General features: G+C 71.2%; 20 protein-coding genes. 9 read left to right on the top strand and 11 right to left on the bottom strand.

What is annotated here, in order from left to right:
- Window positions 1–157: 157 nt before the first annotated feature.
- Window positions 158–1,699 (top strand): S8 family peptidase, encoded by a 1,542-nt coding sequence (locus ACWEVP_RS30190; protein ID WP_452065957.1) that lies wholly within the window; start codon window positions 158–160, stop codon window positions 1,697–1,699.
- A gap of 55 nt (window positions 1,700–1,754) precedes the next feature.
- Complete coding sequence (locus ACWEVP_RS30185; protein WP_452065956.1) at window positions 1,755–2,459, top strand: hypothetical protein; 705 nt, start codon at window positions 1,755–1,757, stop codon at window positions 2,457–2,459.
- 60 nt (window positions 2,460–2,519) lie between these two features.
- Here the strand turns inward: ACWEVP_RS30185 and ACWEVP_RS30180 are convergent, their stop codons facing one another.
- Window positions 2,520–6,224 carry a multifunctional oxoglutarate decarboxylase/oxoglutarate dehydrogenase thiamine pyrophosphate-binding subunit/dihydrolipoyllysine-residue succinyltransferase subunit gene (locus ACWEVP_RS30180; protein WP_452065955.1) on the bottom strand — a complete coding sequence of 1,235 codons (3,705 nt, stop codon included), beginning with the start codon at window positions 6,222–6,224 and terminating at the stop codon, window positions 2,520–2,522.
- A gap of 258 nt (window positions 6,225–6,482) precedes the next feature.
- Between ACWEVP_RS30180 and ACWEVP_RS30175 the strand changes: the two genes are divergently transcribed.
- Window positions 6,483–6,755, top strand: coding sequence for a hypothetical protein (locus ACWEVP_RS30175; RefSeq protein WP_452065954.1), 273 nt, complete (start codon window positions 6,483–6,485; stop codon window positions 6,753–6,755).
- On the opposite strand, the gene ACWEVP_RS30170 is transcribed toward ACWEVP_RS30175, so the two are convergent.
- From ACWEVP_RS30170 to ACWEVP_RS30155, 4 genes are all read right to left on the bottom strand, one after another.
- The gene (locus ACWEVP_RS30170) at window positions 6,752–7,234 is read right to left on the bottom strand and encodes a DUF4291 family protein (protein WP_452065953.1); all 483 of its coding nucleotides are present in this window, start codon (window positions 7,232–7,234) and stop codon (window positions 6,752–6,754) included. The two genes, ACWEVP_RS30175 and ACWEVP_RS30170, sit on opposite strands and share 4 nt — an antisense overlap.
- A gap of 50 nt (window positions 7,235–7,284) precedes the next feature.
- A complete protein-coding gene (locus ACWEVP_RS30165) occupies window positions 7,285–11,031 on the bottom strand; it encodes an ABC transporter ATP-binding protein (RefSeq protein ID WP_452065952.1) in 3,747 nt (1,248 codons plus the stop codon).
- A gap of 96 nt (window positions 11,032–11,127) precedes the next feature.
- Complete coding sequence (locus ACWEVP_RS30160) at window positions 11,128–12,012, bottom strand: ABC transporter permease (RefSeq protein WP_452065951.1); 885 nt, start codon at window positions 12,010–12,012, stop codon at window positions 11,128–11,130.
- Entirely contained in the window at window positions 12,012–13,034 is a 1,023-nt protein-coding gene (locus ACWEVP_RS30155; RefSeq protein ID WP_452065950.1) for an ABC transporter ATP-binding protein, read from the bottom strand. The genes ACWEVP_RS30160 and ACWEVP_RS30155 overlap by 1 nt, the downstream gene beginning before the upstream one ends.
- Window positions 13,035–13,479: 445 nt before the next feature.
- Here ACWEVP_RS30155 and ACWEVP_RS30150 point away from each other — a divergent pair, with 445 nt between their 5' ends.
- Genes ACWEVP_RS30150 through ACWEVP_RS30140 form a run of 3 tightly spaced genes read left to right on the top strand, consistent with a single transcriptional unit; the run spans window position 13,480 to window position 16,654 of the window.
- Window positions 13,480–14,157 (top strand): response regulator transcription factor, encoded by a 678-nt coding sequence (locus ACWEVP_RS30150; RefSeq protein WP_452065949.1) that lies wholly within the window; start codon window positions 13,480–13,482, stop codon window positions 14,155–14,157.
- A complete protein-coding gene (locus ACWEVP_RS30145) occupies window positions 14,150–15,499 on the top strand; it encodes an ATP-binding protein (RefSeq protein ID WP_452065948.1) in 1,350 nt (449 codons plus the stop codon). The genes ACWEVP_RS30150 and ACWEVP_RS30145 overlap by 8 nt, the downstream gene beginning before the upstream one ends.
- 45 nt (window positions 15,500–15,544) lie before the next feature.
- Window positions 15,545–16,654 carry an acyltransferase family protein gene (locus ACWEVP_RS30140; RefSeq protein ID WP_452065947.1) on the top strand — a complete coding sequence of 370 codons (1,110 nt, stop codon included), beginning with the start codon at window positions 15,545–15,547 and terminating at the stop codon, window positions 16,652–16,654.
- Between the two features lies 1 nt (window position 16,655).
- On the opposite strand, the gene ald is transcribed toward ACWEVP_RS30140, so the two are convergent.
- Window positions 16,656–17,771, bottom strand: a complete 1,116-nt coding sequence (ald, locus tag ACWEVP_RS30135; protein WP_452065946.1) for an alanine dehydrogenase — start codon at window positions 17,769–17,771, stop codon at window positions 16,656–16,658.
- 172 nt (window positions 17,772–17,943) lie between these two features.
- Here ald and ACWEVP_RS30130 point away from each other — a divergent pair, with 172 nt between their 5' ends.
- Window positions 17,944–18,879, top strand: a complete 936-nt coding sequence (locus ACWEVP_RS30130; protein WP_452065945.1) for a zinc-binding dehydrogenase — start codon at window positions 17,944–17,946, stop codon at window positions 18,877–18,879.
- Between the two features lie 51 nt (window positions 18,880–18,930).
- On the opposite strand, the gene ACWEVP_RS30125 is transcribed toward ACWEVP_RS30130, so the two are convergent.
- Both ACWEVP_RS30125 and ACWEVP_RS30120 read right to left on the bottom strand, forming a co-directional pair.
- Window positions 18,931–19,842 (bottom strand): zinc metalloprotease, encoded by a 912-nt coding sequence (locus tag ACWEVP_RS30125; RefSeq protein ID WP_452065944.1) that lies wholly within the window; start codon window positions 19,840–19,842, stop codon window positions 18,931–18,933.
- 164 nt (window positions 19,843–20,006) lie between these two features.
- The gene (locus ACWEVP_RS30120) at window positions 20,007–21,554 is read right to left on the bottom strand and encodes a PucR family transcriptional regulator (protein ID WP_452065943.1); all 1,548 of its coding nucleotides are present in this window, start codon (window positions 21,552–21,554) and stop codon (window positions 20,007–20,009) included.
- A gap of 50 nt (window positions 21,555–21,604) precedes the next feature.
- On the opposite strand from ACWEVP_RS30120, the gene ACWEVP_RS30115 reads away from it, so the two are divergent.
- Window positions 21,605–22,297, top strand: a complete 693-nt coding sequence (locus ACWEVP_RS30115; protein WP_452065942.1) for a class I SAM-dependent methyltransferase — start codon at window positions 21,605–21,607, stop codon at window positions 22,295–22,297.
- Here ACWEVP_RS30115 and ACWEVP_RS30110 read toward each other — a convergent pair.
- On the bottom strand, window positions 22,278–22,700 hold the full coding sequence (locus tag ACWEVP_RS30110; protein WP_452065941.1) for a hypothetical protein: 423 nt from the start codon (window positions 22,698–22,700) through the stop codon (window positions 22,278–22,280). The two genes, ACWEVP_RS30115 and ACWEVP_RS30110, sit on opposite strands and share 20 nt — an antisense overlap.
- A 25-nt stretch (window positions 22,701–22,725) precedes the next feature.
- Window positions 22,726–23,607, bottom strand: coding sequence for a hypothetical protein (locus ACWEVP_RS30105; RefSeq protein WP_452065940.1), 882 nt, complete (start codon window positions 23,605–23,607; stop codon window positions 22,726–22,728).
- Window positions 23,608–23,902: 295 nt separating this feature from the next.
- Here ACWEVP_RS30105 and ACWEVP_RS30100 point away from each other — a divergent pair, with 295 nt between their 5' ends.
- Complete coding sequence (locus ACWEVP_RS30100; RefSeq protein ID WP_452065939.1) at window positions 23,903–24,319, top strand: hypothetical protein; 417 nt, start codon at window positions 23,903–23,905, stop codon at window positions 24,317–24,319.
- Window positions 24,320–24,503: 184 nt separating this feature from the next.
- Here the strand turns inward: ACWEVP_RS30100 and rdmE are convergent, their stop codons facing one another.
- Window positions 24,504–26,048, bottom strand: coding sequence for an aklavinone 12-hydroxylase RdmE (gene rdmE / locus ACWEVP_RS30095; protein ID WP_452065938.1), 1,545 nt, complete (start codon window positions 26,046–26,048; stop codon window positions 24,504–24,506).
- Window positions 26,049–26,193: the final 145 nt, after the last annotated feature.

The following is a 26,193-nucleotide window of genomic DNA, read 5'->3' as shown; positions in this document are numbered from 1 at the left end:
GTGGTTGCTGAACAGGGCAAACCGGACGATCTACCGATCTCGGAAACCTCGACCTACAGTTCCGCTCACGTTCCACGTGAACGCGCTTCACGTCTCACCCCTGGCGATCCGGCGGCCACGCGTCGCCCGGTCGACCCTGCCCAGAAAGGGACGAACCATGCGCCTGTTGGCCAAATCGGTGGTCGTCGCCGCTGTCTCGGCGCTGACCGCGTTGGGCGGCAACGCCGTCGCGACCGCGAGCGAAGGAAGCATCGTCGGGGCCGGTGGTGCCGACGCGGTGAAAGACAGCTACATCGTCGTGTTCAAGGACGGCACCGCGGTGGAGAGCGTGGCGAGGACCGTCACCGGCCGCCACGGCGGCACGATCGCGAGGACGTTCTCGGCGGCCCTGCGCGGCTTCGCCGGCACGATGTCCGAAACGCAGGCGAAGCGCATCGCGGCCGACCCGGCGGTGTCCTATGTGGAGCAGAACAAGGTCGTGCGGGCGAGCGCCGACCAGCTGAACCCGCCGTCGTGGGGGCTGGACCGGGTCGACCAGCGGAACCTGCCGCTCGACCAGAAGTACAGCTACAGCACCACCGCGTCCACCGTGCACGCGTACGTGATCGACACCGGCATCAACCTCACCCACAGCACCTTCGGCGGCCGGGCGACGTCGGGCTACGACTTCGTCGACAACGACAGCAACGCCACCGACTGCCAGGGCCACGGCACGCACGTCGCCGGCACCATCGGCGGCTCGCAGTACGGCCTGGCCAAGGAGGTCAAGCTGGTCGCCGTGCGGGTGCTCAACTGCAGCGGCTCCGGAACGACGGCCGGCGTCATCTCCGGCGTCGACTGGGTGACGGCGAACGCGATCAAGCCGGCGGTGGCGAACATGAGCCTCGGCGGCGGCGCGTCGAGCACGCTCGACTCCGCGGTGCAGCGCTCGATCAACGCGGGTATCACCTACGGCCTCGCGGCGGGCAACGACAACGGCGCCAACGCGTGCAACGGATCCCCGGGCCGCGTCGCCGCCGGCATCACGGTCGGCGCGACGACGTCCACCGACGCCCGCGCGAGCTACTCGAACGTCGGCTCCTGCCTCGACATCTTCGCGCCGGGCAGCGGTATCACCTCGTCGTGGATCGGCAGCACCACCGCCGTCAACACGATCAGCGGCACGTCGATGGCGACCCCGCACGTCGTCGGCGCGGCGGCGCTCTACCTGGCCGCCAACCCCGGCGCGACGCCGCAGCAGGTCCGGGACGCCCTCGTCGCGAACGGCACCACCGGCAAGGTGACGAACCCGGGTTCGGGCTCGCCGAACGTCCTGCTCTACACCGGCACCGGCACCACCCCGCCGCCGCCGACCTGCGGCACCGTCACCAACGGCACCGATGTCGCCATCCCCGACAACGGCGCCGCCGTGACCAGCGCCGTGAGCGTGTCGGGCTGCAACCGCAACGCGTCCGCGACGACGGCCGTGGAGGTCCACATCGTCCACACCTACGTCGGCGACCTGGTCATCGACCTGGTCGCGCCGGACGGGTCGGCCTACCGGCTGAAGAACTCCAGCAACGACTCGAGCAACGACATCAACACGACCTACAGTGCGAACGTCTCGGGTGAGGCGGCCAACGGCACCTGGACACTGCGGGTCCAGGACGTCGCCGCCATCGACACCGGGCGCATCGACACCTGGTCGCTGACCGTCTGAGTGGTTTGCGCGGAATCGCCCGCCCCGGTCGCACGAATGGCCTAGTGTCCGGTTCGTGCAGCAAGGACCCCAGTACCCGTACCCGCAGCAGCCCTACCCCCAGCAGCAGTACCCCGGCTACCCGCCGCCGAAGCCCGGCGGGAAGACGGCGCTGGTGGTCGTGCTGGTCGTGGTCGGCGTGCTCGTCCTGGCCGGGGCGGGCGTCGGCGCGTTCCTCCTCCTGACCTCGGACGATCGGCGCTCGACGGCCGCGCCGCCCACGACGTCCGCGGCGGGCGAGCCGGACAGGTACACGTCACTGCCGCGCTGCAGCGAGGTCGGCAGCCGGATGAACAACCTGCCGCCGTTGTCGAGCGACTCCCCGGCCGAGCCGGCCACCACCTCCGACGACAAGATCCAGCTGTCCCAGCTGAGCTGCTCCTGGTCGAAGGCGGGCTCGTCGTCCGGCACGGTGTCGATGATGCTGGCGAAGTCGAACCAGCCGGGCTCGGGCAACGGCCCCGGGTATGCGAAGGCCGGCTACGACATCGAGGTCGAGCGCGGCGCGAAGCCGATCACCGAGAAGATCGGGAAGGCGACGAAGGCGGCCGACGTCGACTACGACAGCAGCGGCACCATGCAGTGCGGCGTGCGGTTCTACCAGGGCAACGTGGACGCGACGGTGATCGTGACGGCCGCGGACACCTCGGACAAGAACATCGAGCGCTGCCGTCGCAACGCCCACAGCCTGGCGAAGGCCGCTTCCGAATCCCTCGAGTAGGCCGGAACGGCGAAGGCCCCCGCACCGGAAGTGCGGGGGCCTTCGCCGTGGCTCAAGCGATCAGTCGAACGCCTTCGAGATCAGCGCCTTCTGCTCGACCTCGTGGACCTTCGACGAGCCGGCCGACGGCGCCGCCATCGGGCGCCGCGACACGACCTCCAGCTTCGAGAACAGCTCCGGGAACTTCCGCGGCAGGTTGAGGCCGAAGAACGGCCACGCGCCCTGGTTCTCCGGCTCCTCCTGGACCCACGCGACCTGCGAAGCGTTGCTGTAGCGCTCGAGCGCCGCCACCAGCTTCTTCTTCGGCAGCGGGTAGTACTGCTCGATCCGGACGATCGCGACGTCGTCGGCCTCGCGCTTCGTCCGCTCCGCCACCAGCTCCCAGTACAGCTTCCCGGAGGTCAGCAGCACCTTGCGGATCTTCGCCGGGTCCGGCGTCGTGTCGTCGATGACGGACATGAAGCGGCTCTCGCCGGTGAAGTCCGTGGTCGCCGACGTCGCGGCCTTGTTGCGCAGCATCGACTTCGGCGTGAAGACGATCAGCGGGCGCTGGATGCCGTCGAGGGCGTGCCGGCGCAGCAGGTGGAAGTAGTTCGCCGGGGTGGACGGCACCGCCACCGTCATCGAGCCCTCCGCGCACAGCGAGAGGAACCGCTCGATCCGGCCGGAGGTGTGGTCCGGGCCCTGGCCCTCGTGGCCGTGCGGCAGCAGCAGCACGACGTCCGAGCGCTGGCCCCACTTGGCCTCGCCGGAGGAGATGTACTCGTCGATGACCGTCTGCGCGCCGTTGACGAAGTCACCGAACTGCGCTTCCCACATCACCAGCGACTCGGGGTTGGCCACCGAGTAGCCGTACTCGAAGCCGACGGCCGCGTACTCCGACAGCGCCGAGTCGTAGATCATCACGCGGCCCTGGCCGTCGGCCAGGTTCTGCAGCGGCGCGTACTCCTGGCCGGTCTTGCGGTCGATGAACACCGAGTGCCGCTGGGTGAACGTGCCGCGCCGGGAGTCCTGGCCGGACAGCCGGACCAGCCGGCCCTCCATCGCCAGCGACCCGAAGGCCAGCAGCTCGCCGAAGGCCCAGTCGATGTCGCCTTCGCGCGACATCTTATGGCGGCGCTCCATGACCGGCTTGACACGCGGGTGCGGCGTGAAGCCCTCGGGGACGTTCACGAACGCGTCGCCGATGTGCTCCAGCGTCTCGGCGGTGATCGCCGTCGGCACCTTGGCCGGCATCGGCTGCTCCTCCTCGACCGAGGGGCTGGCCTTCGCCGGGTGCTTCTCCAGCTCGCGGACCTCGTTGAAGACGTGCTCCAGCTGGCTCGAGAAGTCGCGCAGCGCGGCCTCGGCCTCCTCGACGGAGATGTCGCCGCGGCCGATCAGCGACTCGGTGTAGGTCTTCCGGACCGAGCGCTTGGTGTCGATGATGTCGTACATCGCCGGCTGCGTCATCGACGGGTCGTCGCCCTCGTTGTGCCCGCGGCGGCGGTAGCAGATGAGGTCGATGACGACGTCCTTGTGGAACGCCTGCCGGTACTCGACGGCCAGCTTGGCCACCCAGTGCGCTGCCTCGGGGTCGTCGCCGTTCACGTGGAAGATCGGCGAACCGATCATCTTCGCGACGTCGGTGGCGTACTGCGACGAGCGCGAGTGCTCCGGCGCGGTCGTGAAGCCGACCTGGTTGTTGACGATGACGTGCACGGTGCCGCCGGTGCGGTACCCGCGCAGCAGCGCGAGGTTCAGCGTCTCGGCCACGACGCCTTGGCCCGCGAAGGCCGCGTCGCCGTGCATCAGGACCGGCAGGACGGTGTAGCCCTCGCCGCCCTTGTCGAGGATGTCCTGCTTGGCGCGGACGATGCCCTCGAGGACCGGGTCGACCGTCTCCAGGTGGGACGGGTTCGCGGTCAGCGACACCTTCGTCTCGCCGTCGCCGAACATGCGGAAGTACTTGCCCTCGGCGCCGAGGTGGTACTTCACGTCACCGGAGCCGTGCGCCTGGCCCGGGTCGAGGTTGCCCTCGAACTCCTGGAAGATCTGGCTGATCGGCTTGCCGACGATGTTGGCCAGCACGTTCAGGCGGCCGCGGTGCGGCATGCCGATGACGACCTCGTCGAGCTCGTGCTCGGCGGCCTTGTCGAGGATGGTGTCGAGCAGCGGGATCGCCGTCTCGCCGCCTTCGAGGGAGAACCGCTTCTGGCCGACGTACTTGGTCTGCAGGAACGTCTCGAACGCCTCGGCGGCGTTCAGCTTCGAGAGCACGTACTTCTGGACCGCGGGGTCCGGCTTCTCGTGCGGGATCTCGACGCGCTCCTGGATCCAGCGGCGCTCCTCGGGGTCGAGGATGTGGGTGTACTCGATGCCGACCGTGCGGCAGTAGGAGTTGCGCAGCACGCCCAGGATGTCGCGCAGCTTCATCCGCTCCTGGCCGGCGAAGCCGCCGACCGGGAACTCGCGGTCGAGGTCCCACAGCGTCAGGTTATGCGAGAGGACGTCGAGGTCGGCGTGGCTGCGCTGCCGGTAGTTCAGCGGGTCGGTGTCGGCCATCAGGTGGCCGCGCATCCGGAAGGCGTCGATCAGCTCGATGACGCGGGCGGTCTTGTCGACCGGGCCCTCGGGGATGTCGGCGACCCAGCGGATCGGCTCGTACGGCAGGCGCAGGCTGGTGAAGACGTCGTCGTAGAAGCCGTCTTCGCCGAGCAGCAGCTCGTGGATGCGCTTGAGGAACTCGCCCGACTCCGCGCCCTGGATGATGCGGTGGTCGTAGGTCGAGGTCAGCGTCATGATCTTGCTGATGCCGAGGTCGACCAGCGTCTTCTCGCTGGTGCCCTCGAAGGCGGCCGGGTACTGCATGGCGCCGACGCCGATGATGGCGCCCTGGCCGGCCTGCAGGCGCGGCACCGAGTGGTTGGTGCCGATGCCGCCGGGGTTGGTCAGCGAGATCGTGGTGCCGGAGAAGTCGTCGGCCGTCAGCTTGTTGTTGCGGGCCTTCTTGACGATCTCCTCGTAGGCCTGCCAGAACTGCAGGAACGTCATGTCCTCGACCGACTTCACCGAAGCCACGACGAGGTTGCGCGAGCCGTCCTTGCCCTTCATGTCGATCGCGAGCCCGAAGTTCACGTGCTCCGGCGTGATCGCGAAGGGCTTGCCGTCGATCTGCTGGTAGTGCCGGTTCATGTTCGGGTAGTTCTTCAGCGCCCGCACCATGGCGTAGCCGATGAGGTGCGTGAAGGAGATCTTGCCGCCGCGCGTGCGCTTGAGGTGGTTGTTGATGACGATGCGGTTGTCGGCCATCAGCTTGGCCGGGACCGCGCGCACGCTGGTCGCGGTCGGGACGCTCAGCGAGGCGTCCATGTTCTTGGCGATGGCGGCCGCGGCGCCGCGCAGCTGCTTCGACTCCGGCTCGTCCTTCTTGGCCTCGGCCTTCGGCTCCGCCTTGGCGGCGGGCTTCGGGGCGGCCTTCGGCTCCACCTTCGCGGCCGGCTTGGGCGCCGCCTTCGCGGGCGCGGCCTGCTTGGCCGCCGACTCCGCGTTCCGCACGGCCGAGGCCGACGGCTGCGCCGCCTGGCCGTTGGTGGCCGGCTTGGCGTCGGCCTGCTGCCGGGCGTTGTCCGCCTTGGCCTGCGCGTTCTGCGTCGGCTTGAAGTCCGCGAAGAAGTCGTGCCATGCGGCATCGACTGAGGATGGGTCGGCGAGGAACTGGTCGTACATCTCTTCGACCAGCCACTCGTTGGGGCCGAACTGCGACGCAGGGCTGCTGCTGGACACGGCTTGGGCTCGCCTCTATCCGTCTCGATCTCGATCATGAATCCGCTGATGCGCCTACCAGGCTAACCCCCTCGGTGACCGCGATGTGATGGAACCGGCCTGTGTGAGGCGTGGCGCACTAGGGGATCGGTCACTGACTCGATCAAGATGTGCTAAGGGAACCTTAAGCGCTGGACCCGGTACAGGGTTCGCGGGCTCTTGTCCTCCGGTTCGCTCCTCGGTGCGGGGCCGTTCACCGCGGCGGGTTCCACTGGTGGGATGTGGCTGGTCGAATGTCCTTCGTTCTGGGACCAGGGCCTGGTGCGGCCGCTGGTGACGGAGTCCGGCGCGGTGGTGCTGACGTGCGATTCGTGCTCGGCCGTGTGGCCGACGCTGGCGGACTTCGAAGAGATGGAGTGGGTCGAGCCGGACGAGCCGGACTGGCTGGTCGGAGCCGGGGTGCACGTGCGGCCGGGGACGGTCCGCTGGGCATCCCGCCCGGACGTCGAGGCGGCGGGGATGGGCTCCCTGAAGTGGCGGGCGCTGCCTTAGCCGGGGTCTCCGGGTGGTTCGAACGGCGGCTCGTGGGGGACCAGTTTGACCGCCTTGTGGAGCTGGTCGGTGGCGAGCAGACCGGTGATGTCCCGGATGACCGGGGTGACATCGGTGATGGCGGTGATCCACTCGCCGGCGGGATCGCCGGTGATCCGGATCGCCTGGAAGTTCAGCGCCGTGTGGTCGAGATCTCGTTCCGGCACCCACTCGACGTGTTCCGCGAGGGCGCGTTCGAAGCCCTCGCGGCTGAGGTCGATCGCCAGGATGCGCTCGTGGCCGGGCTTGCTCCCGTTGCCGCTGAGGTAGGCGGCGAGGCGGAACGACGGGGTGAACCACGTCGTCCCACCCGGCTCGACGGTCTGCTTCTCGAGCGCGGCGTCCGCGATCGCGGGTGAGCAGGCCTGGTAGACGCGCACGGTCTTGTCGGTCTGCGCCGCGCGAATCTGCCGGTCGGGGGCTCGCTGTTGCTCGAACATGCCCGCCATGCTCCCAGCGGCCCGGCCGCCCGGCCACGGACTTTCGGCGGTCAGCCCAGCGCCCAGAGGCGGGCGTACAGGCCGTCGGCCGCCAGCAGCTCCTCGTGCGTCCCCGTCTCCGCTATCCGGCCGTGGTCCAGGACCACGATGCGGTCCGCCTTCGCCGCCGTTGCCAGGCGGTGGGCCACCACGAACGTCGTCCGGCGGCGGGCCACCGTCTCCGTTGCCCGCAGTACCGCCGCCTCCGTCGAGGGGTCCAGGGCCGCCGTCGCCTCGTCCAGCAGCAACACGTCCGGGTCCACCAGCTCCGCCCTCGCCAGCGCCACCAGCTGGCGCTGGCCCGCCGACAGCGAACGGCCGCGCTCGCCCACCGGCTGCAGGAAGCCCGACGGCAGGGCCGCCACCCCGTCGAACGCCCCCACCGCGCGGACCGCCGCCTCGACCTCCGCGTCCGATGCCTCCGGGCGGCCGTAGCGGACGTTGTCCGCCACCGTGCCCGAGAACAGGTGCGCCTCCTGCGGTACCACGCCCATCCGGCGCCGGAGTCCGGCCAGCTCGTACTCGCGGACGTCCGTGCCGTCGATCCGGACCTCGCCGCCCGTGACGTCGTAGTAGCGCGCCACCAGCTTCACCGCCGTCGACTTCCCCGCTCCCGTCGCGCCGACCAGTGCGATCGTCTCGCCCGCCGCGACGTCCAGCGAGAACTCCGCCAGCGCCGGCGCGTCCGTGCCGGCGTAGGCGAAGTCGACCTCCTTGAACGAGACCTCGCCCCGCAGCCGCGGCGGCACCGCGACCGCGTTCTCCGCCGCCGGCACCGACGTCGGCGTCCGCAGCAGGTCGCCGATCCGGTTCAGGCCGACGCGGGCCTGCTGGTACCCGTCGAACACCGACGACAGCTGCTGGATCGGCGAGAAGAACTGCTGCAGGTACAGCAGGAACGCGAGCAGCACGCCGGCCGACAGCGTCCCCGCCGAGACGCGGTTGGCGCCCGCGACCAGCACCGTCGTGGTCGCCAGGTCGGACAGCAGCGCCACCAGCGGGAAGTACGTCGCGACGTACCGCTGCGCCCGCAGCCGCGAGCGCCGGTAGTCGTCGCTGCGCGAAGCGAACGCCTCCGCGGAACGGTCTTCGCGCGTGTACGCCTGGGCGACCCGCAGCCCGCTGACGTTCTCCTGCATGTCCGCGTTGACGACGCTGACCCGCTCGCGGGCCTCGTTGTAGGCCTTCGACGCCGCCCGCCGGAAGATCACCGTGGCCACCGCCAGCACCGGCACCATGGCCAGCGCGAACAGCGCCAGCCCGGCGTCGGTGACCAGCAGCGCCGCCGTGATGCCCGCCAGCGTCAGCGCGCTGACCACCGCGGTGGCCAGGCCGGTCTGCAGGAACGTCGAGAGCGCGTCGACGTCCGTCGTCATCCGGGTCATGATCTTCCCGGACAGCTCCCGCTCGTAGTAGTCGAGCCCGAGCCGCTGCAGGTGCGCGTAACTGCGGACGCGCAGCGCGTACAGCACCGTTTCGCCGACCCGCGAGGTCAGCCGCGTCTGCGCGAACACGACCAGCCAGTCGGCCGCGATCACCAGCGCGCCGATCCCGGCGGCGAGCCACACCATCCACTCGATGCCCGGCTTGACGCCGTGGTCGACGCCGAACTGGTACAGCCCCGGCAGCGCGATCGACGCCAGCGCGTCCGCCGCCACCAGCCCGATGACCACCGCGAGGGGCCAGCGGACCGGCCGCAGCAGCCGGGCCAGCCGGAAGCCGGGGTCGGGCGCGGTGACGTCCACATCGGACAGCCGCGGTTCGTCCGCCGCCGCGGGCAGCTTGCGCACGCCTTCGATCAGCTCCGGCGTCGGCGGCACGTCGAGGCCGCCGCCTCCGCCGACGAAACCGCTGTTGTTCGGGTTGCCGCTGCGCGAGCGCGCCGCGTCGGCCAGGTCGTCGACTTCGTCGCGGCTCTCGTCCCGCGGCCACAGCGCCGGCGTGACGCCGTCCTGGCCGCAGTCGAGGCCCTCGCAGCGGTGCTTCTCCTCGACGTCGTCGCCCGGCCCCGCGACCAGTTCGCGGAACAGCGGGCAGCGCGCCATCAGCTCGGCTTCGGTGCCGACGTCGACGACGCGGCCCTCGTCCAGCACCGCGATCCGGTCGGCCAGCGCCAGCGTCGAGCGCCGGTGCGCGATCAGCAGCGTCGTCCGGCTCGCCGTGACCGAGCGCAGGGTCTCGTGGATCGCCGCCTCGGTGACGGTGTCGATGGCCGACGTCGCGTCGTCGAGGATCAGGATCCGCGGGTCGGTGATCAGCGCGCGGGCCAGCCCGAGCCGCTGCCGCTGGCCGCCCGAGAGCGTCAGCCCCCGCTCGCCGACCAGCGTGTCGTACCCCTCCGGCAGGGCGCGGATGAACTCGTCCGCTTCGGCCGCGCGCGCCGCCGCGACGATCTCCTCCTCGCTCGCGTCCGGGCGGCCGTAGGCGATGTTCTCGCGGATCGACGAGGAGAACAGGAACGCCTCCTCGAACACGACGCCGATCGCCTGCCGCAGCTGCCGCAGCGGAACGTCGCGGACGTCGAGGCCGCCGACCCGCACCGAACCCGCGTGCACGTCGTAGAACCGGGGCAGCAGCAAGGAAATCGTCGACTTCCCGGACCCTGCCGTGCCGACCAGCGCGAGAGTCTCGCCCGGGTTGGCGGCGACCGAGAGGCCGGCCAGCACCGGTTCGGAGCGCGTGTAGCCGAAGCGGACGTCGTCGAGTTCGACGCCGAGCGGGCCGGACGGCAACGGCCGCGCGTCCGGGGAGTCGACGACCTCCGGTTGCGCGTCGATCAGCTCGTAGACGCGCTCGGCGCCCGCGCGGGTCAGCTGGGCCTGCACGACCAGGCCGGACAGCATCCGGGCCGGCCCGATCAGCGTCGCGAGGTAGGTCGCGAAGGCGAGGAACGTGCCGAGGGTGATCGAGCCGTTCAACGCCAGGACGCCGCCGATGCCGAGCACGGCGACCTGCCCGGCGGCGGGCAGCGCCGCTGTCGTCGCCGTCGGCACCGCCGACAGCTTCGCCGCGCGAAGCCGCTCCGCGAACAGCTTGCGGGCGGTGCCCTCGAGCTTCGAGACCTCCCGCGCCTCCTGACCGAAGCCCTTGACCACCCGGACGCCGGTGACGGTCTCCTCGACCTGCTGCGCCACGTCCGCCGCGCGCTGCTGCGCCGACCACGTCGCCGGGAACAGCCGCTTGCGGCTGCGGGCGATGACGATACCGACGGCGGGCGTGACGACCAGCGCGATCAGCGTCAGCACCGGCGACATCCAGAGCATCGCCGCGAACGACAGCACCGCGAAGATCACCGAACCGAACGACAGCGGGATCTGCATGAGGATCCCGACGACCAGCTGCAGATCCGAGATCGCGCGCGAGACGACCTGGCCGGTGCGCAGCGCGTCCTGCTTGCCGCCGTCCAGCCGCGAGACCGCGTTGAAGACGCGCTGGCGCAGGTCGTGCTGGACGTCGAGGGCGAGCTTGCCGCCGAAGTACCGGCGCAGGAAGGCGGTGCCGAACGCGACCAGCTGCAGCGCCACCAGGAAGACGGCGATCCCGGGCAGCGCGCCCGTGCGCCCCGCCACGGCGTCGTCCACCGCCGAGCGCACCAGCAGCGGGCTCGCGGCCTGCACGCCGACGCTGAACACGGCGGCGAGCAGCGACAGCACGACGATGCCGCGGTGCTCCCAGGCCGCGGCGGACAGCCGGCGAACCCAGCCGGCGGTCTCAACGGGCGGGAGCTCTTGACGGGAGCGGGGCGGAGCGGTGGTCACGTTGCAACACTAAGCGCCGCCACCGACAAAATATTTCCCGGAAAGCCGTGAAGGCCGTCTCGAAGACATCGAGACGGCCTTCACGGACGGGTGAACCTACGTGATGTCGCGCTTCTGGTTGCCCGCCCAGCCCAGGCCGAAGAAGACCATCGTCCAGGCGAAGAAGATCAACGCCGAGGCCCACCACGAGAGCACGCCGGGCGCCGCGGCCGTGTACTGTAGCAACAGCTGCGCGCCCGAGTTGACGTCGTCGGGCAGGTTCAGCGAGTTGAACCCGAACGCGTCCGCCGCGATCCCGCCGACGATCCCGTTCGCGGTCCCGTTCGGCAGGATCCCACCCAGCAGGGTCGTCTGCCCCCACAGCAGGATCACCAGCACGTTCTCGACGATCAGGAACCACACCAGGAACAGCACCACCGCCAGCGGCACGTTCCGCAGCACCGCGCCGAACCCGATGCCGAACAACGTCACCAGCACCGACGCCAGCACCGTCCCGCCGAGCGCGGCCAGCCACTGGCCCGCCGACGGCCAGCGGCCCGAGTCCACCGACGACATCACGGCGATCGCCGAGACACCGAAGCTGACCAGCCCGTAGATGGCGCCCCACCCGATGTAGGTGAGCATCTTCGCCGTCAGCGCCGAAATCCGGTTCGGCGCGGTCAGGAACGTCGTCGTGATCGTCTTGCTGCGGTACTCGCCCGCCAGCGCGAAGATCCCGAACAGCCCGGGCACCAGCTGCGCGATGTTCACCCCGTGCGCCAGCGCCAGCAGCCCCACCGGCACGCTGCCGGGGTCCAGGCCGATCAGCCGGGTGACCTGCCGAGCATCACTGTCGGTGCTCAGGAAGTCCGCGAAGTCGTTGGTGATCTTGCCCCACGCGAACGTCAGCCAGAACGCCACCAGCGCCAGCGGGATCAGCAGCACCCACCACGTCTTCAGCGAGAGCGTCTTGCGGAACTCCGCCTTGATCAGGTTGCCCATCACCGCTGCGGTCCTCCCCAGTACTGCTGCTGTTGCTGCGGCCCCGACGGCGGATAGCCGGGCGGCGGCGGACCCTGGTACTGCGGCTGCGGCGGGTAACCCGGCGCGCCACCGGCGTACTGACCCTGCGTCAGCTGGAAGAACATCCGCTCCAGATCGGCGTGGTCCTCCTGCATCCCGTAGACGGCGATCCCGGCCTTCGCGGCGATGTCCCCGATCTGCTGCACACTCGACCCGGCGACCGCGACCCGGCCGTCCGGCGTCGGCGAAACCCCGGTGATGCCGTTCTCCTGCAACGCCTTCACGAGCGCACCCGGATCCGCCGGCTGCACCAGCACGCGCGACTGCTGGCTCTTGCGCAGCTGCTCCAGCGAACCGTAGTAGCGCGTGACACCCTGGCTGATGATCACGACCTGGTCGATCAGCTGCTCGACCTCGTTGAGCAGATGGCTCGACACGAGCACCGTCCGGCGCTGCTCCCGCGCGTACGAACGCAGGAAGTTCCGCAGCCACAGAATGCCCTCGGGGTCCAAGCCGTTCGTCGGCTCGTCCAGCACCAGCACCTGCGGATCACCCAGCAACGCCGTCGCCAGCGCCAGCCGCTGCCGCATACCCAGCGAGAACCCGCCCGCCTTCCGGTCCGCGACACTCCCCAGCCCCACCAGCCCCAGCACCTCGTCCGCACGCCGATCCGGCACCCCGATCGCCGCCGCGTACACCCGCAAGTGGTTACGCGCCGTCCGGCTCGGGTGGAACCCCTCGTTCTCCAGCACCGAACCCACCACCCGCGCCGGATTCCCCAGCTGCGAATGCGGCCGCCCGTTGATCGTCGCCTGCCCCGCCGTCGGCGTCACCAACCCGAGCAACATCCGCAACGTCGTCGTCTTCCCGGCACCGTTCGGACCCAGAAAACCCGTCACCGAACCCGGCTCGACCGTGAAACTGAGGTTCTGCACCGCGTTCACCGCGCCGAACTGCTTGCTCAGGTTCTGCACCACAATCCGGCCACTGCCGTCGTGCATACCATCCCCTAACGTTCCCGCTGATGCGGCGTCATCCTGCCCTACCCGCGCGACCCGCGCGCACGGAACGCCCGAACCCGCGGCAAGCGACCTTCGTCACGTTCCGCTACCGACCCGAGCCCGCCACGACGCCCTGACCTCAGGATTCCCCGGCACGCTCAGATCAACTTGGTAAAGAATTCGTGCGACTTGCCGACCCGGTGCAGCGAAGACCGCCGGACACCTCTAAGCTAGGTACCGGCGGCCCGCTCCCAGTGACCCCCAGGCTGGTTGAGCGGGTCGCCCCTTCGTCTCCGCTTCGGGCTTCGCCCTTCGCTCGACTCATCCCGTGTTACCCGGGGGGCCGAGCCCCCCGGACCCCCCACGGTGCCTCCCTCGCGGCCTCTCGGGTCCCGCCGGTTCTCTCCCGTGGGTTCTGGGGTTCTCCGTGTGGCATCTTTGCCTTGTGCGGATCTTGCTTGTTGAAGATGAACCGCGGCTTGGTGAGGCTCTGCGGGCTGGGCTTGCGGCTGAGGGCTATGCCGTTGATCTTGCCCGTAATGGGCGGGATGCTCTCTGGCTTGCCGGGGAGCATCCCTACTCCGCCATTGTTCTCGACATCATGTTGCCTGGGCTGAACGGGTTTCGCGTCTGTCGGCGGCTTCGGGAACGGGGGGACTTCACCCCGGTTCTCATGCTCACCGCCAAGGATGGCGAGGACGACGAGATCGAGGCCCTTGACACCGGGGCCGATGACTTCCTGCCCAAACCCTTCTCCTACGGGGTTCTGCTTTCGCGGCTTCGCGCGCTCATCCGGCGTGGGGGTGCCACTCGGGCGGGGGTCCTCAAAGTGGGTGATCTCGAACTCGACCTCGCCGGGCGGACCTGTCGGCGCGGCCGCGTGGACATCGCGCTCACCGGTAAGGAATTCGCTCTTCTCGCCTACCTCTTGAGCCGGCCCGGGCAGGTTGTCAGCAAAGCCGAACTGGTCGACAACCTCTGGGACTTCGCCGCCTCCGTCAGCGCCAACCTCGTCGAAGTCCACGTCAGTGCCTTACGGCGTAAGATCGATGTTCCCTTCGGTGTCGAGACCATTCGGACCGTTCGGGGTGCCGGGTATCACGTGGTGCCGGCAGGTGCCTAGCTTCCTTCGCGCCACTCGCTTCCGCGTCGCGGTGAGCTCCTTCGTCGCTTCCGCTGTCGCGCTCGGTGCGGTCTCGCTCTGGTTCGTGCTTCAGGCGCAGGACCGGCTGGAGGACGCCGCCGCCCAGCTCGCCGGCGCCCATGCCGACGCGATCGTGCAGCTGCTCGACACCGGTGCCCGGCCTGGAGACCTGGCGCTGCTGGTGCGCGACTCGGTCTACGAGGTCAAGGACCGGAGTGGTGCGTCGGTCGCGTCCTGCCCGGTTCTGCGCGGAATGACGCTGGCCGCCGGCACCGAGATCACCCTGCGGCCCTACGCGTACGACCGGTCCGCGCGGGCGTCCGTCGGCTGTGCGCCCCAGCTGCCCGGGCTCGACGACGACCTCACGCTGCACGTCGTGCACGCCGACAGTGGCGACAGCGCGTACGACGTCTACGCCGGTGCCGAGGTCGATCCGGAGGGGCAGGCGGCGGTTGACTCCGTGCGCACCGTGCTCACCGTGGGCGTCCCCGCCGTCGCGCTGCTCATCGGCCTCATCGCGTGGCTTGCCGTGCGGCGCGCGCTGCGTCCCGTCGACGCCATCCGCGGCGAGGTCGCCGAGATCGGCGCGCACGACCTGAGCCGCCGCGTTCCGGATCCGCGCACCGGGGACGAGATCGCCCGCCTCGCCGGGACGATGAACACCATGCTCGCGCGGCTCGACGAGGCCGTCACGCGGCAGAGCCGGTTCACCTCCGACGCGTCGCACGAGCTGCGCACCCCGCTCGCGTCCCTGCGGACGCAGCTCGAAGTGCTGCTGGCCCACCCCGACCGCATCGACTGGCGCCACGCCTGCGACAACGCCCTGCTCGATGTCACCCGGCTGCAGGACCTCGTCGCCGACCTGGTGCTGCTCGGCAAGCTCGACCACGCCGGGCCGGACCGGCTCGAACCCGTCGCACTGTCCGAAGTGGCCCGGACGGTCGCGGCGGGCCGCGCGGAGATCGAGGTGCGCGGGGAGCCCGTCGTGCGTGGCCACCGGTCGCGGCTCGAACGGCTCCTGCGCAACCTCGTCGACAACGCCGAGCGGCACGCGCGGGCCCGGGTGGTCGTCGAGGTGTCCGCTGTGGACGGCTGGGCCGTGCTCTCGGTCACCGACGACGGGCCCGGCGTCACCGAAGCCGACCGCGAACGCGTCTTCGACCGGTTCGTCCGCCTCGACGACGCCCGCGCCCGCGACGACGGCGGATCGGGCCTGGGCCTGGCGATCGTCGCGGACATCGCGCGCGCCCACGGCGGCACGGCCACGCTCGAAGGCGGCAGCCGGTTCGTCATCCGGCTGCCGGAGCTGAAGACGTCTTAAGCCGGCTTCAGGCTGCGTTCAGCGTCCGGACCCGACGCTGCGCGCATGATCAGCTCCTGGCGGCCCCTCGACCACGCCGCATACCGCTCGTCGTCGTGGTTCCCCGGCCTGACCGGCGTGCGCGCGCTCGCCGCGCTGGCCGTCGTGTTCTTCCACTACGGCGGCCCCGTCGTCGACCGGCTGCAGGGCTGGATCGCCGTCCAGCTGTTCTTCGTGCTGTCCGGCTTCCTCATCACCACGCTGGCGCTGCGCGAAGAGGACCGCACCGGCCGGATCTCGCTGCGCGCCTTCTCCGTCCGGCGCGTCTTCCGGATCCTGCCGGTGTACTTTCTGCTCCTCGGCCTCACGGCGCTGGCGGTCACGCTCGCCGGGGCGTACGGCAGCAGCAGGCTCGCCGACGCGATGCCGTACTACCTGACGTTCCTCAACGAGGTCGTCGACTTCAACACGCCGTACCCGACCTCGTGGTCGCTCGGCGTGGAGGAGAAGTTCTACCTCGGCTGGCCCGCGCTGCTCGTGCTGACGTCGTTCGCGAAGTCCGGCAAGACCGCGCTGCGGGTGCTGATCGGCGCGGGCGCGATCGGTGCCGTGCTCGCCGTGCTGCCGCTGGCGCCGTCCCACCAGTGGGCGAGCCTGACGGTGCACTACGGCTCGCTGGTCGCCGGCTGCCTGCTCGCGCTGGTCCTGCACCACCCGCGCGGGTTCGCGGTGCTGCGGCCGCTGACCAGCCCGGCCGCGGCGGTGCTGGTCGCGCTCGGCTTCGGCGTGCTGCAGCTGTCGGTCAAGCCACTCGGACAGGCGCTCGGCGGGAACTGGCAGTTCGTCGTGCCGGTCTACGCGGCCGGGTCGGCGCTGCTGCTCGTGGCCGTGCTCGGCCAGGGGCCGGTGCGGCGGCTGCTTTCGAGCCGTCCCCTCACCTTCATCGGGGACCGGTCCTACGCGCTCTACCTCGCGCAGACCGGCGCGGCGGGGGTGACCGGCCTGCTGGTGCCGACCGGTCTGGCGAAGGCCGCGGCGACGTCCGCCGTCGCGCTGCTCTTCGCCTGTGCGCTGCGCAAGTGGGTCGAGCTGCCCGCGATCGCGTTCGGGCGGAAGCTGCTGAACGGGGAGCGGGCCCCCGCCGGAGAACGACGGGGGCCCGCTCGGGTGGGGTAGCTCAGGCGAGCACCGTCTCCAGCGCCGTGTGGGGCAGGTCGTGGGCCACCGCGACCGGGCCGTTGGTCAGGACGCCCGCGTGCGTGTTGAGGCCCTTCGCCAGCGCCGCGTCGGCCTGCAGCGCGGCCTTCCAGCCGTGCTCGGCGAGCTGGACGGCGTAGGGCAGCGTGACGTTGGTGAGGCCGTAGGTCGACGTCCGCGGCACCGCGCCCGGCATGTTCGCGACGCAGTAGAAGACGGACTCGTGCACGGTGTAGGTCGGGTCGTCGTGGGTGGTCGGGCGCGAGTCGGCGAAGCAGCCGCCCTGGTCGATCGCGATGTCGACGAGCACGCTGCCCGCCTTCATGCGCGACACGAGCTCGTTCGAGACCAGCTTCGGCGCCTTCGCGCCGGGGACCAGCACCGCGCCGATGACCAGGTCGGCCTGCAGCACCGACTCCTCGACCGACAGGCGGTTCGACGTCACCGTGCGGATGCGGCCGCCGAAGTCGTTGTCGATCCGGCGGAGGCGGTCGACGTTCGTGTCGAGGATCTCGACGTCCGAGCCGAGGCCCAAAGCGACGCGGGCGGCGTTCAGACCGGCGACGCCGCCGCCGATGACGACGACGCGCGCCGGGTGCACGCCGGGGATGCCGCCGGGCAGGACACCGCGCCCGCCGCTCGGCTTCATCAGCGAGAACGCGCCGACCTGCGGGGCCAGCCGGCCCGCGACCTCGGACATCGGGGCGAGCAGCGGCAGCGCGCCGTTGGCGGTCTGCACCGTCTCGTACGCGATCGCGGTGGTGCCGGCGGCCAGCAGCGCGTCGGTCAGCGGGCGGTCGGCGGCGATGTGCAGGTAGGTGAAGAGGACCTGGTCGGCGCGCAGCCGGGGGTACTCCTCGGCGATCGGCTCCTTGACCTTGAGGACGAGCTCGCCCTCGGCCCACGTCTCGTCGGCGGTGGCGAGGACCTTCGCGCCGGCGGCGACGTACTCCTCGTCGGTGATGGACGAACCGGCGCCGGCGCCCGTCTCGACGAAGACGTCGTGCCCGCGGCCGACCAGCTCGTGCACCCCCGCCGGGGTCAGCGCGACCCGGTACTCGTGCTTCTTGATTTCACGGGGAACGGCGATACGCACGGTCGGCCTCCTGGGTCGGTCTGCGTCCGGATGCAAGGCGGTGTTGGCACTCACGGTGAACCACCCGGACGGCGGTGTCATCGTGCTGAGCGGACATTTCTCCGCCGGTTTCGTGGTTCCCAGCGGACAAGTGTGTTGACTTCGACCTCGCTGGAGGTTGCAGCGTGGCGCCATGAGAGCTGTGTGGATGCGGGAGTTCGGCGGGCCGGAAGTGCTGGTCCCGGGAGACGCGCCCGACCCCGTCCCCGGACCCGGTCAGGTGCTGGTCGAAGTGGTGTTCGCGAACACCACGTTCGTCGAGACGCAGTTCCGGGCGGGCGCTCCCGGGCCGTTCCGCGCGGAGCCGCCGCTGATCCCGGGCAACGGCGTCGGCGGCGTGATCAGCGCGGTCGGGGAAGGCGTGGATCCGGGCCTGGCCGGGCAGCGGGTGGTGACGTCGACCGGGGGTTCCGGCGGGTACGCCCAGCGCGTGGCGGTGGCCGCGGAGGCGGTGTTCCCGGTGCCCGCCGCGCTCGACCTCGACGCGGCGGTGGCGCTGCTCGCCGACGGCCGCACCGCGACCGGCCTGGTGCATGCCACCAGGGTGCGCCCGGGCGATCGAGTCCTGGTCGAGGCGGCGGCGGGCGGCGTCGGCGGCCTGCTGGTGCAGCTGACGAAAGCGGCGGGCGCGTTCGTGGTCGGCGCGGCGGGCGGGCCGGCGAAGGTGGCCGGCGTCCAGGGCGCGGACGTCGTCGTCGACTACCTGGCGCCGGACTGGACGGCCCGCGCCGGCGAGGTGGACGTCGTGTTCGACGGCGTGGGCGGGGCGATCGGCACGGCGGCGTTCGGGCTGCTGCGCCCGGGCGGCCGGATGGCGGTGTACGGCCTGGCGGCCGGCTCCTGGGCGGAAGTGTCCGAAGAGGACGCTTCGGCGAGCGGGGTGTCCCTGGTCCGTTCGATCGGGAGCCCGGCGCAGATGCGGGCGTTCACGGAGTCGGCGCTGGCGGAAGCGGCGGCGGGCCGGCTGGTCCCGGTGATCGGCCGGCGGTTCCCGCTGGAGAAGGCGGCCGACGCGCACGCGGCGATCGAGTCCCGCGCGACGATCGGCAAGACGTTGCTGGTGGCCTGAACGCCGTGAAGGGCACCCCCGTCCACGAGGGTGCCCTTCACGGACCGGACGTCAGGCGCGGTAGGCCGACCAGGAGCTGTTCATCCGCGTGCCCTGGCCCGCGGTGAACTCGTACATGCAGCTGTCGTAGCTGTAGTCCATGAAGTTGTGCACCGGGTCCTTGCCCGTCGAGGTGCAGGTGTCCTTGTTCGCCGGGCACCCGGACGTCGCCGTCTTCTCGGCCGGCGTGTCCGACACGTAGTCGCCCGAACCCGAGCAGCCGCCCTGGAACGTGTGGTAGAGCCCCATCCAGTGGCCGACCTCGTGGGTGGCCGTGTCGCCCTCGTTGTAGTTCGTCGCCGAGCGGCCCGGAAGGGACTCGTCGAGGATCACGACGCCGTCCAGCTTGGGCTGGGAGCTGTAGTTCCACGGGAACGTCGCCCAGCCGAGCAGGCTGTCACCGAGGTTCGCGGTGTAGATGTTCAGCGCGTTCTTGCCGCCCTTGCGCAGCGCGTTCTTCATGTTGCGCTCGGCCGACGTGCCGTCGGTGATGCCGTTGTACCAGGTGGAGTTGTTCGTGTAGTCGGTGCTGACGAGCGAGAAGCTGAAGCCGCTGGAGGCGTACGCGCTGTTGAGCACCGAGATCTGCTTGGTGATCGCCGACGCCGGCAGGTTGCCCGTCGAGCCGCTCGTGATCACGTGGAAGTACACCGGGATCGAGACCGCGGCGGCCGCGAACGCCGTCCGCTTGCCGGCGAGCTTGCTCTGCATGTCCGCTTCGACGCGGGCCGCTTCGGCGGGCGACAGGCTGTCGGCGTGCCCGTCCTTGCTGCGGTCGGCCGACTGGGTCGGGGTGAAGCAGTCGCCCGACGGCGCCGCGACGGCGCTGCCGGTCGTGGTGCCCGGGACGACCAGGGCGACCAGGGAGAGCGCGGACACCGCGCCCAGCTTGACGGCCCTGCGGAACCGCTCCGAACTGCTCATGGAGACTCCTCTGCGACGACCCGGCTACCCCGGGTGCTGCGAAGAAGGTGCGTCAGGCGATCGCCGGAATCCACCACCTTTCGGCTGGAAAAGACAATCGGTACGTTCGGCGCGATCCATGCGGAGTAGTGCATACGACGTGCGTTGCGCCGAACGGCCCAACGTCAGCTCCAGCGCAGCGCCACCAGTTGGGTGATCAAGGCCAGCCGGACGTCGGGGTCGTCCAGGTCCATCGGGACCAGTTCGAGGAGCTTGCGCATCCGGTACCGGAGGGTGTTCGGGTGGATCCGCAACTCCCGCGCCGCCGCGCGCGGGTCGCCGGGGTGGCGCAGCCATTCGTAGAGCGTCTCGACGTAACCGGCTTTGCCCGACTCGTCGTGGGCGCGCAGCGCACCCAGCGGGCCGAGCTCCGCGACCTTCGCCCCGGCCGCCGCCGTCGCGCCGCGGTGCAGCGTCAACGCCGTCCAGGCCTCGTCGAAGGTGATCACGCGCTCGCCGAGCAGCTCCGCGCGCAGCAGGCCGAGTGCTTCGTCGGCCTGCCGGCGCGACGCCGAGAGATCGCCGATCTCGCCGGGCGCTCCGGCCGCGGCCCGCGGGGCGCCGCCGCGCCGGGACGACGTCGACTTCAACGCCTCGCGCAGCTCCGCCCAGCCGCCGGGGCCCGGCCGGTCGGGCACCACGGCGTAGAGCAGTCCGCCCAGCTCGGTCGCCACCGGGCGGCGGCCGATGCCCTGGGAGATCCGTTCGAGCAGGGCGAGCCGCAGGCCTTCGGCGTCCCGCCCGTCGCCGCCGGTCACCTCGATGACGACGACGCGGTGCGGCTCGTCGGACAGGTCCAGCTCGGCCATCGCCTTGCGCGGGTTCGCCCGGCCTTCGAGCACCCCGCGCAGCAGCTCGGCCGACGCGCGGCGCTGCGCGTCGGTGTGCGCGCGGCGCCGCAGCAGGTGAAGCGCGACGACCGGGGCGGCGTCGGCGAAGGCGGCCGCGCGCTCGTCGGACACCGGTCCGGCGACCACCGCCCACATCGACCCGAGCAGCTCGCCGCCCATCCGGATCGGCACGATCAGCCGTGGCAGCGTCCCGTCGCGCTGGGCGGGGACGAAGATCGTCTGCCGGCCGCGGGACAGTTCGCGGAACACCCCGCGCGACCGGAACCGCGCGAGCACGTCGTCCGGGATGCGCCTGCCCATGATCGTCGCGACGCGGGCGGGGTCGGTGAGGTCCTGGCGCGCGGAGTAGGCGAGCACGCGGGAGTTGGTGTCCTCGATGGTCACCGGCGCGTCCACAACGGACGCGACGGCGTCGGCCAGCCGGAACAGGTCGCCGGAGCCCGGGTCGAGGTCCTCGGACTCGTCCGCGAGCGCGTCGAGGACCGTCCGCAGCAGCCACACCAGCTGCGCCCACGACGTCGCGGCGTGCACCTGGACGAGCGCGATCCCGCTGGCCTTCGCGGCGCGCTTGACGGACGGCTTCCCGGCGAGCGGCGGCTTGAGCAGCACGGCGGCGGCGCCCTGCTCGGCACTCTGCTTCACCAGCTGCGCGGCGTCTTCGGGTCCGGTGGTGGCGACGCCGAGCACGAGGTCGCCGGCGGCGACGGCGCCACCGGGCTCGGCGATCACGACGTCGGCGACGGCGGGGGAGTCGTCGGGCACCTGGAGCGCGTGGAGCAGCGTCGGCCCCACCCGGTCGACCACGCTGCGCACCGAGACCACGGGGCCATTCTGGCCGAGAAACCGCTGGACGGCTCGGTAGGGTCGAAACGGTGAGCGACGCGCGGCGGATCGTCGAATCCGGCTACGACAGCGCGGCTGAGCGGTACCTCGAGTGGAGCACTCGGATCACCGGCGACCCGCGGTTGCGCTTCCTGGCCGGGCTGACCGGACGGCTCGACGACGGCGCCCGGGTCCTCGACCTCGGCTGCGGTGCGGGTGTCCCCTGCACGGCGCTGCTGGCGCGGCGGCACGACGTCCTCGGCATCGACCTCTCCGCGGCGCAGCTCGACCTCGCGCGGCGCAACGTCCCGGACGCGCGCTTCGAGCGGGCGGACATGGCCGCGGTGTCCTTTCCGGACGGGAGCTTCGACGCCGTCACGGCGTTCTACTCGGTGCTGCACGTCCCGCGCGAGGAGCAGGGCGCGCTGTTCGCGCGGATCACGCGCTGGCTGCGCCCCGGTGGCTGGTTCCTGGCCGCGCTGGGCTGCAGCGAAGCGAACGGGGTCGAGGACGACTGGCTCGGCACGCCGATGTTCTTCAGCAGCCACGACCCGGACGGCAACCGGCGCCTGCTGGCGGCGGCCGGGTTCACCCTCGTCGTCGACGAAACCGTGACCATGCACGAACCCGAAGGCCCGGCGACCTTCCACTGGGTACTGGCGACGTCCGGGCCTACCGGGGCGGCGGCGGGCGGACGCGCCGCCCCGGCAGGCGATCAGGGGGTCAGAGCGCCAGGCTCTTGACCGCTCGGCGGGCACCGGCGAAGAGCATGCCGATGTTCACCGATCTCGGGCAGACGACGACCGCGACCACGTCTTCGTTTTGGTTGTTGCGGATGAACAGGTGCGTCAGGTTGGCGCTGTTGACCAGGATTTCCTGGAAGTAGTGCTCGTGGCTGGCGACGCCGCGGCGTTCCTTGAAGACGTCTTCGATCATCACGACGGTGCGGCCCTGGAACAGGTCGAGGGTTGCGCCGGCGAGCAGGTCCAGCACTTCCGGGGGATGCGCGTCGGTGGTTTCGACGGCCAGCAGCATGCCGGTCGCCAGGTCGACGACGCCGGAGGCCAGGCAGTCGGGCACCTCCTGCCGCATCCGCTTGACCATGATGGTCATCTGGTCCGACATGTTCTGGCCTTGACCCTGCACGGCGGTCTCCTTCTCGGGTGGGGTTTCAGGGGGTCGGTGGGTCTTCGGCGGCACCCGGGCCGGCGCGGGCGCGGGTGAACAGCCGGGGCAGCACCGGCCAGCCGGCGAACCGGCTTTCGTTGACGCCGCTCGCGCCGGGTTCGCGCCGGGGGAGGGGCGGCCTCGGTCCGGTTTCGCGGACGCGTGGCTGGACTTGCGGGTGCGGGCGAGGGGCGCCCACCGCTGCCGCGCCGGCGACGGCCAGCAGCCCGTCGCCGACCATCCTGGACACCTCGACCGTCACCGGGAAGACGTTGCGCCCCAGCACGAACGCGATGTCACGGGCGCAGCGGCGGCCATCGGCGCAGGCGATGATCGCGCGGCGCATGGCGTTCAGCGCGGCCGTCCGCGGGTCCGCGGCCGGCTCGAGGCGCTCGCGGTGCGGGGCCACCGGTGTGGGCAGCGACGCGAGCGCGTCGAGCCGCCGCGCGGTTTCCGCCAGCAGCCGGTCCAGGTCGATGCCCCGGGTGATCGGCAGGGGGACGTCCAGCGGTTCGTGGTCGACGGCGTACTCGTCGATCGTGCCCGCCACCACGGCGAACGCGCCGTCGTGCGCGGCCGTCGAGGTGATCAGGTGCAGCTCCGTGCCGCCGATCCCGGCGCGGGCGAGCAGCTCCCCGTGCGGGTCGGCGCCGGCCCGCACGACCGCGGACCAGTCCGCCTCGCTGATCCGGCCCGAGCGCAGCAGCAGCGCGTGTGCGCCGGGCGCGCCCGGGGTGTCGACCGCCACCACCGCCCCGTTCCGCAGGTGGAACACGCCGCCGGGACGGCCCGCGAGGTAGAGCGAGCCGGTGACCCGGTCGGTCCGGCACTCGCCGAGCACCCACGCGAGGAGGTCGAAAGAAGACCGATCTCGGGTACCGCTCACCGCGCTCCCTGGCTTTTCCGGAAATGGCGGGACTGATCGATTTCAGGCCCGAGGAGGTGGCCGACTCTATGGCACACGTCACCGGTTTCCCAGCGCGTTCCCCCGATTTTCGCAATCGCCGTAAATTCCTGCCGTGGACGCGGAGGGATCGAAAAGAACCGACCGACGACGTGGTGGTTGTGCGAGATCTCGTTGCGGCGCAACAAACCTGACCCCACGTGTGCGGCGGTTGATCTTGTGGCATTCTCTCGCGCTTGTTCGGAGCGATCGATTTCGAAAGTGCGAGGTGGTCGGGGTGTACGGGCGTGCTGAAGCGGAATGGGAAAGGCTGGTCGTGGCGGGCAAGGCGATCCTGATCGCGCGGGCGGTGGTGGACCGGACGATCTCCTACGGCGAATTCGCCGCCGCGCTGGCCCGCTGCACCGGCCACCCCCGGTTCGACTTCACCACCGCGGACGGCCGCGCCGGCATGGCGTACCTGGTCGAGCGGATCTCCGGCGCCGCCTTCGAGGAAGCGGGCGGCCGGCTGCTCGGCGCGTACGTGCGCGACCTCGGCGCGGACGACGCCGGGCCCGGCTTCTACCGGCTCGCGAGCCGGAAGGGTCTTGCCGTGCCCCGGACCCGCGGCGGCCGGCGGCTGTTCTGGGCCGACCACGTCCGCGAGCTGCACGAACACTTCGTGAGCGCCGTCCCGCGGCCGGCCTCCCGGTGAGGAGCCGGACAGGTGGGGCCCCGGGCCGAGCGGGGCGGCTCACGCCGGCTCCGGGCGGGTGAGCGGGCCCGCGCCGCCGCCGCGCGCGAGGAGGAGCCGTTGCGCCGGCTCCTCGACGCGGCGCGGCCCGCCGGGGTGATCCGGTGGCAGCGGCGGCGCAAGTCTTCGCCCGGTAGCCGCGCGACTAGCGCGACAGCACGGCCGTCAACGCCCGCCACAGCTCGCCGGCGGGGTCGTCGACCGGCTCCTTCGCCCGCCACGCGACGATGCCGTCCGGACGCACGAGGGACGCGCCGCCCGTCGAAAGGCCGTAGCGGGAGGCGATGTCGTCGAGCGCGTGGCACTCGAGGCGGACGCCGGTTTCGGCGGCGATGTCCGCCGCGGCCGGTGCCCACCGCGAACCGTCGCCCGCGCACAGCAGCACCCACGACCGTCCCAGCAGGTCCACAGTGGACGCGAGACCGGGCGCGCGGAAACCGGGCCGCCCGGTCGGCGCGTGGACGTCCTCGACGCGGCTGCCGTCGTCCGGCTCTTCGGAGAGCACGGCGGCAGAGCGGTAGCGGAACGCGAGGATGGCGTTCAGCATGTCCTCCGGCTCACCGATCCCGGAGACGTCGAGGTCCGGGTGCATGCGCTGCTTCATGTTGTGCAGCGACGTGTCGATGATCATCCGCGCGATCGGCTTGCGCTCGGCCTCGTAGGTGTCGAGCAGCGCCGGACCCGCTTCGCCGCGCAGCACCGCGGCGAGCTTCCACGCGATGTCCGCGCCGTCGCCGACCGCGGTGTTGCCGCCCTGACCACCGGTCGGCGGCGTCACCTTCGCCGCGTCGCCGACGAGGAAGACCCGCCCGTCGCGGAACCGGTCGGCCAGCCGCGCGGCGACTTCCCACGAGCCGGTCCAGACGATCTCCGGCGCCAGGCCCGGCAGGTCGGTGGCCGCGCGGATCATCGAAACCAGCCGGTCGTGGGTGAAGTCAGCCGGGCTTTCGCCCTTCTCGGGGAAGTAGTCCGGCGCGAAGACGTACCGGTTCGGCACGTCGGTGTTGACCAGCCCGGCGGTGAAATCGCCGTGCTGCAGGTAGAACAGGTCCGTCACGCCGGCCTGGACGCGGTCGCCGAGGTCGGCGTCGAACACGACGCCGAGGCAGTGGCTCAGCGCGTCCAGGCCGGTGGTCCCGATGCCCAGCCGCGCCCGGATGCCGCTGCGGCCGCCGTCGGCGGCGACGACGTAGTCCGCGCGCACCACCGTCTCCTCGCCGGAGTCGCGGTGCCGCAGGGTCGCGGTGACGCCGTCGTCGTCCTGGGTCAGGTCGGTGAGTTCGGTGCGGAACCGCACCCGCGCGCCCGCCTTCTCCGCGTGCGCCAGCAGGATCGGCTCGACGACGTCCTGCCCGGCCATCCCGGCCGGCAGCGTCGTCGACGCCGAGACGTCGAACTCGCTGCCGTCCTCCATCAGCCGGTGCAGCACGCGGCCGGCCAGGCTGGTCGCGACGGTGATCCGCAGCCCTTGCGACGCCCGCGGGCTCACCTCGAGCACTTCGCGGTCGATTCCCGCCCAGTGGAACAGCTCCATCGTCCGCCAGTTCTGCCCGGCGGCCCGCGAGTGGACCGACGTACCGGCGTGCCGCTCGACGGTCAGCACGTCCACCCCCTCCCGCGCCAGGAACAGCGACGCCGACAGCCCGCCCAGCCCGGCCCCCACGACCAGCACCTGCACCCGCTCCGTCATGACTTCCTCCCAGTCAGTGAATCTCCCTGTGTAAGTATCTTAGACACAAAGAGATTCGACTGACAAGGAGACCGCTCTCCCAGACCGTGGGAACGGTTGGGTACTCCGTTCGGCCGAAGTAGCTTCGGTCCATCAGACCCCTTGA

This window comes from Amycolatopsis sp. NPDC003865 (assembly GCF_053605345.1).
This window is presented reverse-complemented; position numbering and strand designations above follow the sequence as displayed.

Bases quoted from the DNA above. Each gene is read 5' to 3' on its own strand.
- ACWEVP_RS30190 (WP_452065957.1), top strand. From the start codon at position 158: ATGCGCCTGTTGGCCAAATCGGTGGTCGTCGCCGCTGTCTCGGCGCTG.
- ACWEVP_RS30175 (WP_452065954.1), top strand. From the start codon at position 6,483: ATGTGGCTGGTCGAATGTCCTTCGTTCTGGGACCAGGGCCTGGTGCGG.
- ACWEVP_RS30170 (WP_452065953.1), bottom strand. From the start codon at position 7,234: ATGTTCGAGCAACAGCGAGCCCCCGACCGGCAGATTCGCGCGGCGCAG.
- ACWEVP_RS30160 (WP_452065951.1), bottom strand. From the start codon at position 12,012: ATGGGCAACCTGATCAAGGCGGAGTTCCGCAAGACGCTCTCGCTGAAG.
- ACWEVP_RS30155 (WP_452065950.1), bottom strand. From the start codon at position 13,034: ATGCACGACGGCAGTGGCCGGATTGTGGTGCAGAACCTGAGCAAGCAG.
- ACWEVP_RS30140 (WP_452065947.1), top strand. From the start codon at position 15,545: ATGATCAGCTCCTGGCGGCCCCTCGACCACGCCGCATACCGCTCGTCG.
- ACWEVP_RS30130 (WP_452065945.1), top strand. From the start codon at position 17,944: ATGAGAGCTGTGTGGATGCGGGAGTTCGGCGGGCCGGAAGTGCTGGTC.
- ACWEVP_RS30125 (WP_452065944.1), bottom strand. From the start codon at position 19,842: ATGAGCAGTTCGGAGCGGTTCCGCAGGGCCGTCAAGCTGGGCGCGGTG.
- rdmE (WP_452065938.1), bottom strand. From the start codon at position 26,048: ATGACGGAGCGGGTGCAGGTGCTGGTCGTGGGGGCCGGGCTGGGCGGG.